Here is a 12,209-nt window from a genome sequence, read left to right on the forward strand (position 1 = left end):
TGGCGCCACCTGCCGGCATGGCCGTCCTCATCGTCGGGGCGGACGGCCGCACGCGCCGCGCCACCGGCGCCACCGTCATGCCCGGCAAGGGCGAGGCGGCGTGGTGCTGGCATCCCGGCCCGTATGCCATCGAAGTGGCGCCCTTTGCCGCGGCCCCGGAGGCCGGGCTGCGCATCGAATGCGTCATCGTCGCGGACGACGCGTCGCGCGAGCAGCACCGCTTCGAGCTGTTCCTGTCCAGCGAAGTGACGGCGGGCACCCACGCCGTGCCCTTGCCGGCCTTCGCGGCCCTGCTGCAGGGCGCCCTGCGCGGGGCCCTCGAAGGCGGCACCCTGGAACTGCCGCCCTGCACGGCGGTCGACGAGTGGCACGCCTTCCGCGCCGGCGTCAACGAACTGCTGTACACCCGCTTTGGCCTCATCGTCACGGACTGTTTGCCCGTCGACCTGGGGGAGACTGTCGATTTCGCCGCGCTGCTGCGGGCGCGGGCGCTGTCACAGGTGGCACTCGTCGTGGCGGAACCGGAAGTCGTTTCGCCCGCCGCGCCGGCGCCGGTAGCGCAGCCGGACGATGCCGCCGCGCTGCGCCGCCTGTTCCTGGAGCTGCCCGCGCTGGCGGCCCGGTTGCGCGGGCTGCCCCTGCCGGATGGGGCGTTTGCCGCCCACCGGGACCTGCTGCAACGCCTGGCGCTGGTGTCGGTACAGGTCGACACGATGCCTTCCCTGGCGCTGGCGGCCCCCGGGCAGGCGCTGCACGCTGCCGGCCAGCACCTGCGCACGTCGTCCAGCATCGCCGCCGTCGCGGCGCTGGACGAAGGGTGGCGTGTGCTGGCCGCAATGAGAGGGTCCGGCTTCGCCGCCCTGGGCGACGAGCTCGATCGCATCGTCGCCAACCTGGAATGCCATGTGGCGGCGCGCCGCGCCGACCCGCGGGACCGCCCCGAACGACGCGAGCCGACCTGATGAACCATATTCCACCGCCGGCGGCGGCAAGCTGCCGCACCCTGCTGGCCGACGGGCGCATCGCCACCTTGACGGCCACGCGGCGCCCCCGCGCCAACCGGGCCGACGTCAAATGCGCCGTGCCCGGAGCGCCGCAAATGGGCGAGCGGATGGCCGAGGTGGTGCGCCTGGCACGGCTGACCGAGCACCGTTTCGACAGCCGCGACCAGGTCGTGCTCAGCATTGACGCCGTGCCGGCGCCGCAGGAACGGGACTGGGAGCTGGCCGCCGTGCTGGCGGACCGGCTGGTGCGGGGCGTCTGGCACTGCCCGACGGTGCCGCTGGCGCTGGGCTGGTCGGACGCCTGGCAACTGGGCCGCGTCGACGGCCACGATGGGGCGGCTCCTGATACCGAGGGCAAGGTCGTGCTGGGCGGCGGACAGCTGCCGCACCTGGGCGCGCTGACGGGCCATGCCGACCCCGCCGCCGCCGTGTCGGCCGTGCGGACCTGGTTCCCCCTGCACAGCGGCGGCATCAACGACACGCTGGGCTGGGTCGAGGTCAGCGTGTTTCCCCTCGATGCCCCCGGGCTGGAGGAGGAGGACACCATCGCCGTGCCGGGCGCGGACGCCGTGCTGCAGCAGGCCGTGCGCGCGGCGCTGGCCGGCGCGCGCCACTTCGATGGGCGCGGCCTGGGGCGCTGGCGCAGCGTCGTGCGGTTTTCGGAAACCCGCTTCCAGGGCGACTCCTACCAGCTGGCGCTGGTGATGGCGGACCGGCTGGCGCGGGGACGCGAATTCGTCCCGCGCGGGCGCCTGGTGGCGACGGGTACTTCCACCGCGTGGCATGCGGGCACCGTCGCCACCGTCGAGGGCTGCACCGCCAAGGCCGAGCTGATATTGCGGGAAGCAGCCCAGGGCGACCGGGTACTGGTGCCGGCGGCGTGGCACGAGCAGCTGCCGGCCGGTTACGAGACGGCGCTGCGCGCCCGGGGCGCGTCGCTGGCGTGCATTGCCCGGATCGGCCTGATGTGAATCGTGCGAAGGGAGGGCTGCCCCACGCCTGTTAAAATCGCAGGGCAGCCCATGGTCAAAAAAGCAAGGAGTCTGACATGTTCAAGATGTTTGGTGCCGGTGGCGCCCGCTGCCCCCGCTGCGGGCAGCGCAGCGGTGGTGCCGATGGCTATTGCGGCGGCTGCGGCCTGTCGCTGGGCGCACCGCGGAGCGAACCGGTATTGCAGGAAAACCGCTGGGTGCCCGCGGCCGACGAACTCGCCGTCTACTTCGGCGTGCGCGAACTGTCCGGCATCTTCACGAAGACGCTGCGCGTGCCCGCCACCACGCGCGCCTACATCCTGCAAGGCGAGCAGGCCACCGAGGTGGCCCAGGGCGAGTACGAACTGGAAGGCTTCTTCCAGCGCCTGAACAACCTGCTGCGCGACCAGCACGGGGAAATCCTCATCACCCGCACCACGCCGCTGCCCGTCGAGTTCTCCTTTTCCGACCTGGCCACGGCCGAACACCTGAAAATCGCCGCCCGCTTCACCGTCGGCATCAAGGTCGAGCAGGTGCCGGCCTTCGCCCGCCACTTCATGACGGCGCCCGGCACCGTCACCACGCAGCACCTGCACGAGCTGCTGGCGCCGTTGGTGCGCCAGGTGGCATTCGAGTTCGTCGGCGCCCGCTCGCTGCGCGAGATGAACGCCAATCCGGACTTGCGCCTGCAACTGGACGAGCGGCTGCAGGCAGCCCTGAAGCTGCGGCTGGCCGACTTCGGCCTGGCCGCCGTGCAGGTCGAGACCCTGGCGCTGCGCCACGACAAGTTCGACGCCAACCGCGAACGTATCGGCAGCCTGTGGCTCGTCACGGACGAGCGCCATGTGCAGCTGGAGCACGTCAAGCAGCTCGACCAGCTGTACGACGAGGAGGAATGGCAGGCCATCTGGCGCGAGGAACAGAAGGCGCGCAGCGACTACCGCCGCGCCGAGCTGCGCCAGGATGCCACCGTCGACAAGGCCGAACTGGCGCTGCGCCAGTCCGAGCGCCTGCAGGCCGTGCGGGCACGCGAGATCGACCTGTATGCCCGCATCGCCGAATCGGAATCGCGCAAGCAGGCTTTCGACCGTGGGGCCGGCGCCGTGGCGGCCGAGCTGGAACACGAGCTGGCGAAGAAATCGTCGCTGCGCACCGGCGAGGCGGCCGAGTGGGAGCACGTGCGCCGGTTGGCCCAGATCCGTCTGCGCACCGAGCTGGAAATGGCGCAGCAGGCGGCCGTCGAGGAAAGGGCGCTGGCGCGCCAGCGCTTCACGCACCAGCTGCACCTGCAGCAGATCCGCAACCAGATGGAACAGGCGCTGGCCATCGAGGACGAAACGGCGCGCCGGGCCCAGACCCGCCGCCTGCAGCAGGCCGAGCGCGATGCCCAGCAGCGCGAGGCCCAGATCGAGGCGGAACACCACGCGGCCCGCTTCCAGGGCGTGGCGTTGGCCAATGCCGCGCGGCGACGCGAAGCCGAGCGCGTGCAGGAATGGGAAGAGGAACTGCACATCGCCAGGAAGCGCGAGCTGGCGCGGGGCGAGGCGGCCAAGGAGGCTGGCGGCCAGGTGCAGGTGGCGGAGATCGCCGCGCGGCTGGACGAGTTGCGCCGCAGCGGCGCCGGCGCCGACGCGCTGGCCCAGCACGAGAAGCTGCTGCGCACCATCGAGGCCGACGGCATGCAGCAGCGCCAGCAGGGCGCGCTGGCCATTGAAGCCGAGGAAGCGCGCCTGGCCCTGAAGCTGCGCGAGCAGGAGGCCCAGTGGCAGCAGGAACTGCGTCGCATGGAACACGAGCGCGACGAACGCTTCGCCCGTTGGAAAGGCGAATACGACACCCTGGCGGCCCAGCAGGACCACGCGGCCGAACTGGCCCGCATCGAGATCGAGCGTATCCAGGCCGTCGGCACCTTGTCCGACACGGGCAAGATCGCGTTGACCGATACGCCGAATGCCCAGGCCCTGGCCCAGCTGATGAAGACGCAGGCCCATGCCGGCATGAGTGCCGAGCAGTTGCAGGCCCTGGCCGGCGTGGTGGCGGCGGAAAACAGCATCAGCCAGCTGGACGCGCTGCGGCTGGCCCAGCAGGGCGTCAGCGACGAACGCAGCCGCACGGACGCCCAGCAGGACAAGGACCGCCAGCACCAGCTGGAGCTGCTGAAGCTGCAGAACGCCACCCACGCCAACGCGCTGGCGGCGCAGTCGCAGCTGGGCATCGGCGTGGCGCAGGCGGGCGCGCCCGTGCATCACCACCACGCACCGAATGCCGCCCCCGTGCCGCGCACCTGCGGCAATGGCCACCCGGTGCCGAAGGACCGGCCGGACGCGAAGTTCTGCGCGGAGTGCGGCGTGCCGCTGCAGCCGTAAGGACGCGATGCAGACAGCAAGGGAAAAGATCCGCGAACTGCGCTCGCTGCACGAGGACGGGCTCCTGAGCCTGGCGGAGTTCGACCGCCGCAAGAACGCCATCCTGGACGCGGAATACGCGCCGCCGGGCGGTTCGGCGCCGCCGCTGCCGCCCCGCCAGGGCACGGAACTGGGGCTGATGGCGGGCCAGGAGATCGGTCCCCAGCACCGCCGCTACCGGCTCGAGCGGCTGCTGGGCATGGGCGGCATGGGCCAGGTATGGCAGGCCACCGACCTGGCCACGCACGCGGAGCTGGGCCACAGCGAGAACGTCGCCGTCAAGATCCTGCCGCCGCAGTTGACGCAAAGCCCAGTGCACGCGCGCCTCCTGATCGAGGAAGCGACCCAGGCACGCCGGCTGGCCCACGACAATATCGTGCGCGTCTACGAGTGGGCCCAGGACCCGGCCACGGCCAGCTACTTCATCATCATGGAATGCCTGGATGGCGAGGACCTCGACGCCTGGCTGGCACGCCAGGGCCAGGGCACCGTGGCCGACGCCTACCGCATCCTGCGCCCCGTGGCGGAAGCCTTGCAGTATGCGTGGGACAAGCACCGGCTGGTGCACCGCGACCTCAAGCCGGGCAACGTGTTCCTGACGGCGCTGGGCGAGATCAAGCTGCTCGACTTCGGCATTGCCGCGCGCGCCCGCGACGCGGCCAGCACGCCGGGCGGATCGGCGCCGGCCCGCCGCTTCGACACGCGCACCCCCAATGCCGGCACGGCTGGCTACCGGGCGCCGGAGGCGGGCACGCACCAGGGCCAGCCATCGCCCCGCCTGGACGTCTACGCCGTGGCCGTGATGATTTACCAGATGCTGGCCGGCGCGCTGCCATTCGACGAAATGCGCTCGGCCCAGATCCAGCCGGTGGCGCCGCCTGGCCTGAACGAAGCGCAGTGGCGCGTGCTGCAGGCCGGATTCGCCTTCGACCACGAGGAGCGCCCCGAGTCGGTGGCGGCATTGCTCGACGCCCTTGAGCGTGCCGCTGGTCCGACGCCGGGGCAGATCGAGGAAGAACGCGCGGCCGAGCAGCGTCGGCGCGAGGACGCGGCCCAGGCGGCCGATGCGGCCCGCCAGGCCGAAAGGGTCGCGCAGGCCCCTCGCGGGCCGGAGGTGCGCGAGCCTGCCGTGGCCGCGCCGCCGGTCGTCGAAGCCGATCCCCGTGTGCTGGAACGCCAGCGTGCTCTGGAAGCCGAGGAGCAGCGCCGGCTCGAACTGCAGCGGCAGATGGAGCTGGCCGCGCGCAAGGCCCAGGTGCAGGCGCAGGCCCGGGCGATCGCGCTGGAAAAGCTGAAGCAGGACCAGGTGCGGCGGGCGCTGGAAAAGCAGCGCCGGCTGGAAGCGGAGGCGCAGGCGGCCGAACGCAAGGAGCGCCTGCGCCAGCAACTGCTGGCCCGGCGTGAGGCCGATGCGCTGAAGGCGCGCCAGCTGGAAGAGGAAAAGCAGCGCAAGGCGGCCCTGGCCAAGGCCGAAGCAGCCTATCGCGCCGAGCAGGAACGGCACCGGCGCGAGCAGGCCGCGCGCCACGCGGCGGAGCTGGCGGCGCAACTGCCGACAGCCGCCAGCCCCGTCGCCGATGCCAGCGGCGTGCTGCGCGACGCCTTCATCGACGGCAGCGGCACGGGGCCGGACCTGGTGCTGATCCCGACGGGCCGCTTCGAGATGGGCGCCCACGACTACGAGCACACGGTGGCGCTGAAGGCGGGTGCCCAGCGGGCCTGGCTGGAACGGGAGAAGCCGCCGCACTGGGTCGGCATCGAGCACTCGTTCGCGCTGGGCCGGCATCCTGTCACGGTGGGGCAGTGGCGCAGGTTCGTGCGCGCCACCGGCTGGGAGCCGAAACTGGACTTCGACTGGTCCAATCCCGGTTTTCCGCAGACGGACGAGCATCCCGTCGTCGGCATCAGCTGGTACGACGCCCAGGATTACGTCAACTGGCTGTCCGTGATGACGGGCCAGGTGTACCGGCTGCCGAGCGAAGCAGAATGGGAATATGCCTGCCGCGCCGGCACCAAGACGGCCTTCAGCTTCGGCGCCGAGATCGCCACCGAGCAGGCCAACTACGACGGCAATTTCACCTACGGTGCCGGCGTCAAGGGCGAGGCACGTGGCGGCACCACCAAGGTCGGCAGCTTTCCGCCCAATCCGTGGGGCCTGTACGACATGCATGGCAATGTGTGGGAATGGGTGCAGGACCCCGTGCATGACAACTACGTGGGCGCGCCCACGGACGGCAGCGTGTGGGAGCAGGGCGGGGACCCGTCGCGCCGCGTGCTGCGGGGCGGCGCCTGGCTGTACCAGCCACGCTACCTGCGCTCGGCCGTGCGCAACGGCTACTCGGCCTTCCTGTCGAACGACGTGGTCGGCCTGCGCGTGGCGCGCCGGCTCGGCTGAGTGCCCTGGGCAAGCTCCCGCTCAGTGGCCGGTGGTTTTCGAGAACACGTTCATGACGATGACGCCGGCGATGATCAATCCCATGCCCACCAGCGCCGGCAGGTCCAGCTTCTGGCCATACACCAGCCAGCCCGCCAGCGCGATCAGCACGATCCCCGCGCCCGACCAGACGGCATAGGCCACGCCGACGGGAATGGTGCGCAACGTCAGCGACAGGAAATAGAAGGCTATGCCATAGCCCACCACGACGACGGTCGACGGCAATGCCCTGGAAAAGCCTTCGCTGGCTTTCAATGCCGAGGTGGCGATGGTTTCTGAAATGATGGCGATGGCAAGGAACAGCCAGTTGTTCATGGGGACTCCGGAGCGTTGACAATGGGCGCAGTATGCCAGCGTTTGCGCTTCGCCTGAGCCCCTGCGATCCGTCATATAGGCAACGCCCATCAGTACGGCCAGATCAACAGCCTGTGCCCGCGCCGCTTTTACGATCAAGGCTCCCGTTTTCCAAGGAGCGTACGATGCCTTTCGTTTATCGCGGCGTGGCGGATCTCGAAAAATCCAGCAAGGTCGGCGGGGGCGAGTGTGCCCGCCTCGTGCAGCATTATTTGCCTCGAGTGGGTCATACCAGCACCTGGGTGCCGGGCGAACGTGTCATTGAGGTGTTGCAGGCGGGCGGAAAGATAGAACCCGGTAAGGCTGTCGCCATGTTCGTCAATGGGCGCTATCCCACCAGCGGCCATCGCCATGCTGCACTCTACGAAGGAGCAGTCACAGCCTGCGCTTACGATCCGAAATTGAAGCGCTGCCCCATCGTTGGCGTCATCCTGATGGACCAGTGGAATCCGCAACCGGGAAACCCTGAAAAAAATCGTGTTTCCCGGCGCACGGTCTTTCGTAGAGGTCAGATGCGGTCCAACGGCAGCTGGCCCAGCCCGTCCGATAACGCCGAAGCATTGTATGTTATCGAGCACAGAGCAACGGTGAAGGCAAAATGACAAAGCAGAGCGAGTCGATTGCAATCGTGTTGTGGGTATTCGCCGTAGCGCCGCTTCCCGTACAGGGTCACGCGGCCGCAGGACCTACCCCCCCCAGCCATGTTTTCGCGTGCCCTGCCAAGCTGACATCGGATGATGTCACAGTACGCGCGTCAAAGGGCTGGACCGGCTTTTACCTGCCGGGCAGCACCCTGCAAGCACTGGATGCGCGCGTGTGGTTGGGGCGTATCGAGGATCGCGGCGTGATGATCGGTGAAACGGATCAGCGCAGCGACGGTTCAGTCATCAACCGCTTTGCCCTGACGGGTGGCGAACCGGCGGACTTGCCGCCACTGGACAAGTGGATCGTGTGCGACTACGGCGACAACATCTACCAGGCGTTCAAGCTTGCAGCCGGCACGGACGAATGCACGGTCAAGTTCAAACCGGACGGCATCGATCCAGCCACGAAGCGGCGCCGGCATTCCCTGTCGGTCATCACGTGCCGCTGACCCGGCCCGCACGGGCTATCGGGCGGGCGATCAGCCCGCGCGAACCTCAGCCCGCCAACCGCTTCGTCAGCGCATAGCGCGCGCCGCCGGCGGGGAAATCTGGCAGGCGGCTGAAGACTTCGTAGCCGGCCCGTTCGTAGAAGGGCAGGGCCTGGAAGCTGAGCGTTTCGACGAAGCTGCCGGCGCAGCCGCGCTGTACGGCTTCCTGCTCGGCCATGGCCAGCAGCGTGCTGCCGAAGCCTTCACCCCGCAGCTGGTCCGTCAGCCACACGACCTGGATCTGCAGCCAGCCCAGATAGGTGGCGCCCAGCAGGCCGCCGGCCAGCTTGCCCGGTTCGTCCTTGATGGTGATCAGGAGGTAGCGGGGCGTTTCGCCGCCCGCGTGGTCGGCGTTGAAATCGGTGAGGCCCTGCACCAGGCCGTGCATGTCCTCCGGTTGGGGTTCCGTCTCGAGCGTGACGTGGTAATTCCCGTGCATGGTGGTTCTCCCGGCTCGGCTGGTACTGCGCGTTGAATGGGTAGGCGGAAGATAGCAGAACACAAGGAGATGCGAAGTACGGTTCGCCACCCTCCCCTTTGGGGCGATAGGCAGCCGCCGGCAAAAGGTGTACATTGCGCCAAGCTTGAAGCCCTGACAATCACCCGCCGAGGAACACATGTCCACACCCGTCACCGTTCGCCGCGACCTGTCGCAGCCCATGCGCCACATTGTCCATGTGCGTAACCACATCATTTCCACCGACGTTACGCCGGCCGAGGGCGGCCTCGATGCCGGGCCGTCGCCGCACGACCTGTACGACTCCGCCCTGTCGGCATGCAAGGCGCTGACGGTGCTGTGGTACGCCAACCGCAAGAACATCCCCGTCGTCGACGTGCAGGTGACGACGCAGCGCGACGACAGCGAGGAGCGCAAGGGCGTGTACCGCCTGGCCGCCACCCTGCACCTGACAGGCGAGCTGACCGACGCCCAGCGCGAGGAACTGCTGGGCGTGGCGCAGAAATGCCCGATTCATAAACTGATGACGGCCGTGACGACGGAAGTCACGACGCAGCTGGCGTAACGGAGGAGGCCATGACGATCTCGCAACTCCTGAAAGGGCACGACAAGGACCTGGGCGGCGGCTTCATCGTGCGCCGCTTCCTGCCCGCCGCCGTCAAGCAGGCCGTCGGCCCGTTCATCTTCTTCGACCACTTCGGTCCCATCGACGTGCAGCCGGACGCCAACCACGACGTGCGCCCGCATCCGCACATCGGCCTGGCCACGGTGACTTACCTGTTCGAAGGGGCAATGGACCACCGCGACAGCATCGGCACCTTCCAGCGCATCGAGCCGGGCGCCATCAACTGGATGACGGCGGGGCGCGGCATCGTCCATTCCGAGCGCACCCCGCAGGACCTGGCCGGCAAGCCGCACCGCACCCACGGCCTGCAATTGTGGGCCGCGCTGCCGAAGGCGAACGAGGAGGATGCACCGGGCTTCTCGCACACCCCGGCCGACGCGATTCCCGAGGTGACCGTGGGGGCCGCCACGGTGCGCGTGCTGATCGGCAGCGCCTACGGCTTGACGTCGCCCGTGCCGACCTTCATGGAGACCTTCTACCTGGACGTGGTGCTGCCGGCGGGGCAGGAGCTGGCCTTGGCGGCCCTGCCGCCCGAGGCGGCGATCTATCCGGTACTGGGTTCGCTGGCGCTGGACGGCGCGCCGCTGGTGCCGAACACGATGGCCCTGCTGGACACGAGCGGCACGCAGAACGTGCGCGCCGACAGCGACGCCCGCTTCGTCGTCATCGGCGGCGCGCCGCTGGACGGGCGTCGGTTCATGTTCTGGAATTTCGTGTCGTCCTCAAAAGAGCGCCTGTTGCAGGCGGCCGAGGACTGGGAGGCGCGGCGTTTCGACCCGGTGCCGGGCGAAACGGAATTCATTCCGCTGCCGAAGAAGCCGGCGGGCGGCACCTATCTGTAAGGCAGTCGCTCAGGCGCCCTGTTCGGCCGCCGCGGGTGCGGCCGTTTCCGTCTCCAGCGCCACGCCCCCGGTGCGGATGATCCAGCTTTCCGGGTAGGCGTCGCTGGCGAAGCGCGTGTGCGGCGCCACCCGCGCCAGCTTTTCCATCTGCACGGTGGGCGCCAGCGCCGTTTCCTTGCCCGTCACGGCGTCCAGGTGCCAGAAGCCGCCATCGAGGTGGAACAGCACGGGGAGCGCGGCGGCGCTGGGCGCCGTCTGCACGCGGCGCAGTGGAAAGCCCGGGTGCGTGTCGGGCGCCAGCACGACGAAGCATTCGGCGCGGGCGCCTTCGTCGATGCGGTGCAGGATCACGCCGTGCGGCATCAGGCCCGTCACTTCCAGCACGGCGATACCCTTGATGCTGGCCGACAGTTCGATGCGCATGCCAAGACGCAGGGCCACCGGCTTGTGCTTGCCGGGCCAGACGCCGTCCAGCAGGATGCCGTAGCGCGACACGTCCTCGATCTCGAAGCCTTGCGTGCCCCGGCGGATGACGGCGTGGCGGCCGGACAGGCGGCGCGTCAGGCCAGCACTGTCGATGCCGTCCGGCGTGTAGTGGTGCAGCAGCGCGTTCGCTTCCGGATCGACCAGCTCGAAGCGGCCGAACACGCATTCGTCCAGCGCGAACAGGCGCACGTGGCGCTGCGCGAGTGCTTCCGGCGCGGCGTTGACGAAGCTGGCGGCGCGGCTGGGATGCGGGTGGGCCTGCTTCACGGCCGGCATGTCGATTTCAATCAGGTCCTCGTCCCACGCGATCGTCGAGAAGCCCAGGTCGATCTTGCCCTGCGGGGCGCCCAGGTCGACGTGGGCGATGCCGGCATTGCGGGCCGTAACGTCGATATCCATGCTGTGGCCGCCCTGGCCCGACACGCGGGCGATCGACGCATCGTCCGCCATCACGCGCACGTTCTTGTGGGTCGACAGGAATATCCGGTGGATTTCCGTCAGGCTCGCGTCCAGGCGCGGCACCAGGATGACGAAAGTGCATTCCCATTTGCGCGCGGCCTGGCCGGCGTGCTGGGACAGCACCTGGGTGGTGATCTGGTATTGACCGTGTTCGCGGTCGCGCGACGAGAACTCGACGAAGACGGGGCACCAGTCGCCGTCGATCGAGCGCACGAACTGCTGGCGCACGGCGCCGTTCGGAATCAGTTCGGACGTCAGCTGCAGCGCCAGGCGGGGTGCGCAGTCGGCCGGCATGCCGCGCAGTTCCATCTTCAGGGTCTGCCGGCCACCGGCCGCGCGCGGATCGAAACCGCTGATGTGCAGTTGCGGGCGCACGCGCATCGGCGTGGCCAGCTTGCCATACGCGGGTGGGGTCGATGGCTCGGGCGCTTCCATCACATTCGCTTGCGGCGCGCGGGTGTTGCGCACGGCGCTCAGCAGCTCATAACTCGAATTGGCCGGCTGCGCGGTCGGGGCGGCGGGCGCGGCAGGCTGCGCGTGGCCGCCTTCGCAGGCGTGCTGACCCGGCGCGACCCAGAAGGTGCAGTGCGGGTGATCGATGTTACGGCATTGGTTCATTGGTTCGCCACGAAAGGGATAGACGAACTTTACGCGCTTTTACGGCTCGCTGGCAATCAACCTTTAGCCCGAACAGGAGGGTATTTCCCCTCGTATTCATGCAGTTGCGGCGGGGTCGGCCGGGCGGCGAGATCGAATGCACAACTTTCGATGACGGGCCGCCAAGTTATGGCAATTGTGTCATCGGTGTCACGGCTCGCCGGCCTGGCGCAGCCACAGGCTGCTGGCCCAGCCTGTGTGCTGGGGGGCGGCGCCATAGCGCACGCGCCACCAGTCGCCCTCACGCTCGCCCGTCGGCGTAACCAGCGCGCCGGCCGGTACCACCGCCAGCCGCGGCGCGCCGACGCCGGCCCCGTCGCGTACGTTCAGGTCGCGATAGACCCGGTAAGGCCGGCCCGATGCGGGCAAACGTGGCGCGCTGA

Annotated in this window: 12 protein-coding genes; 8 read left to right on the forward strand and 4 right to left on the reverse strand. The window is 69.1% G+C overall.

Going from position 1 to position 12,209, the window contains the following annotated elements:
- The 4 genes from GM672_RS28530 to GM672_RS25500 form a co-directional block, all read left to right on the forward strand.
- A partial coding sequence (locus GM672_RS28530) for a hypothetical protein (protein WP_170300239.1) occupies positions 1 to 962 on the forward strand: 962 nt, incomplete at its 5' end.
- Complete coding sequence (locus GM672_RS25490; RefSeq protein ID WP_155473329.1) at positions 962 to 1,975, forward strand: hypothetical protein; 1,014 nt, start codon at positions 962 to 964, stop codon at positions 1,973 to 1,975. The genes GM672_RS28530 and GM672_RS25490, both read left to right, overlap by 1 nt.
- 77 nt (positions 1,976 to 2,052) lie before the next feature.
- Complete coding sequence (locus GM672_RS25495) at positions 2,053 to 4,341, forward strand: SPFH domain-containing protein (RefSeq protein ID WP_155473330.1); 2,289 nt, start codon at positions 2,053 to 2,055, stop codon at positions 4,339 to 4,341.
- Positions 4,342 to 4,348: 7 nt separating this feature from the next.
- Positions 4,349 to 6,775 carry an SUMF1/EgtB/PvdO family nonheme iron enzyme gene (locus tag GM672_RS25500; protein WP_155473331.1) on the forward strand — a complete coding sequence of 809 codons (2,427 nt, stop codon included), beginning with the start codon at positions 4,349 to 4,351 and terminating at the stop codon, positions 6,773 to 6,775.
- Between the two features lie 21 nt (positions 6,776 to 6,796).
- On the opposite strand, the gene GM672_RS25505 is transcribed toward GM672_RS25500, so the two are convergent.
- Positions 6,797 to 7,129 carry a DMT family transporter gene (locus GM672_RS25505; protein WP_155473332.1) on the reverse strand — a complete coding sequence of 111 codons (333 nt, stop codon included), beginning with the start codon at positions 7,127 to 7,129 and terminating at the stop codon, positions 6,797 to 6,799.
- A gap of 164 nt (positions 7,130 to 7,293) precedes the next feature.
- On the opposite strand from GM672_RS25505, the gene GM672_RS25510 reads away from it, so the two are divergent.
- Positions 7,294 to 7,770, forward strand: coding sequence for a BPSL0067 family protein (locus GM672_RS25510; protein ID WP_170300240.1), 477 nt, complete (start codon positions 7,294 to 7,296; stop codon positions 7,768 to 7,770).
- On the forward strand, positions 7,767 to 8,261 hold the full coding sequence (locus GM672_RS25515) for an STY0301 family protein (RefSeq protein ID WP_155473334.1): 495 nt from the start codon (positions 7,767 to 7,769) through the stop codon (positions 8,259 to 8,261). Before GM672_RS25510 ends, GM672_RS25515 begins: the two co-directional genes overlap by 4 nt.
- A gap of 46 nt (positions 8,262 to 8,307) precedes the next feature.
- Here the strand turns inward: GM672_RS25515 and GM672_RS25520 are convergent, their stop codons facing one another.
- Entirely contained in the window at positions 8,308 to 8,739 is a 432-nt protein-coding gene (locus tag GM672_RS25520) for a GNAT family N-acetyltransferase (RefSeq protein ID WP_155473335.1), read from the reverse strand.
- A gap of 178 nt (positions 8,740 to 8,917) precedes the next feature.
- Here GM672_RS25520 and GM672_RS25525 point away from each other — a divergent pair, with 178 nt between their 5' ends.
- Both GM672_RS25525 and GM672_RS25530 read left to right on the forward strand, forming a co-directional pair.
- On the forward strand, positions 8,918 to 9,322 hold the full coding sequence (locus GM672_RS25525) for an OsmC family protein (RefSeq protein ID WP_155473336.1): 405 nt from the start codon (positions 8,918 to 8,920) through the stop codon (positions 9,320 to 9,322).
- 11 nt (positions 9,323 to 9,333) lie between these two features.
- Positions 9,334 to 10,224 (forward strand): pirin family protein, encoded by an 891-nt coding sequence (locus GM672_RS25530; RefSeq protein ID WP_155473337.1) that lies wholly within the window; start codon positions 9,334 to 9,336, stop codon positions 10,222 to 10,224.
- A gap of 9 nt (positions 10,225 to 10,233) precedes the next feature.
- Here GM672_RS25530 and GM672_RS25535 read toward each other — a convergent pair whose 3' ends face one another.
- Together GM672_RS25535 and GM672_RS25540 are read right to left on the reverse strand one after the other, a co-directional pair.
- Positions 10,234 to 11,787, reverse strand: a complete 1,554-nt coding sequence (locus GM672_RS25535; protein WP_155473338.1) for an FHA domain-containing protein — start codon at positions 11,785 to 11,787, stop codon at positions 10,234 to 10,236.
- 189 nt (positions 11,788 to 11,976) lie between these two features.
- Positions 11,977 to 12,209, reverse strand: a 233-nt coding sequence (locus GM672_RS25540; RefSeq protein WP_155473339.1) for an SH3 domain-containing protein, incomplete at its 5' end; no start/stop codon positions are given.

The organism is Pseudoduganella buxea, from assembly GCF_009720835.1.
Classification (GTDB): domain Bacteria; phylum Pseudomonadota; class Gammaproteobacteria; order Burkholderiales; family Burkholderiaceae_D; genus Rugamonas; species Rugamonas buxea.

Coding starts and splice junctions, on each gene's coding strand:
- GM672_RS25490 (WP_155473329.1), top strand. CDS start 962: ATGAACCATATTCCACCGCCGGCGGCGGCAAGCTGCCGCACCCTGCTG.
- GM672_RS25495 (WP_155473330.1), top strand. CDS start 2,053: ATGTTCAAGATGTTTGGTGCCGGTGGCGCCCGCTGCCCCCGCTGCGGG.
- GM672_RS25500 (WP_155473331.1), top strand. CDS start 4,349: ATGCAGACAGCAAGGGAAAAGATCCGCGAACTGCGCTCGCTGCACGAG.
- GM672_RS25505 (WP_155473332.1), bottom strand. CDS start 7,129: ATGAACAACTGGCTGTTCCTTGCCATCGCCATCATTTCAGAAACCATC.
- GM672_RS25510 (WP_170300240.1), top strand. CDS start 7,294: ATGCCTTTCGTTTATCGCGGCGTGGCGGATCTCGAAAAATCCAGCAAG.
- GM672_RS25515 (WP_155473334.1), top strand. CDS start 7,767: ATGACAAAGCAGAGCGAGTCGATTGCAATCGTGTTGTGGGTATTCGCC.
- GM672_RS25520 (WP_155473335.1), bottom strand. CDS start 8,739: ATGCACGGGAATTACCACGTCACGCTCGAGACGGAACCCCAACCGGAG.
- GM672_RS25525 (WP_155473336.1), top strand. CDS start 8,918: ATGTCCACACCCGTCACCGTTCGCCGCGACCTGTCGCAGCCCATGCGC.
- GM672_RS25530 (WP_155473337.1), top strand. CDS start 9,334: ATGACGATCTCGCAACTCCTGAAAGGGCACGACAAGGACCTGGGCGGC.
- GM672_RS25535 (WP_155473338.1), bottom strand. CDS start 11,787: ATGAACCAATGCCGTAACATCGATCACCCGCACTGCACCTTCTGGGTC.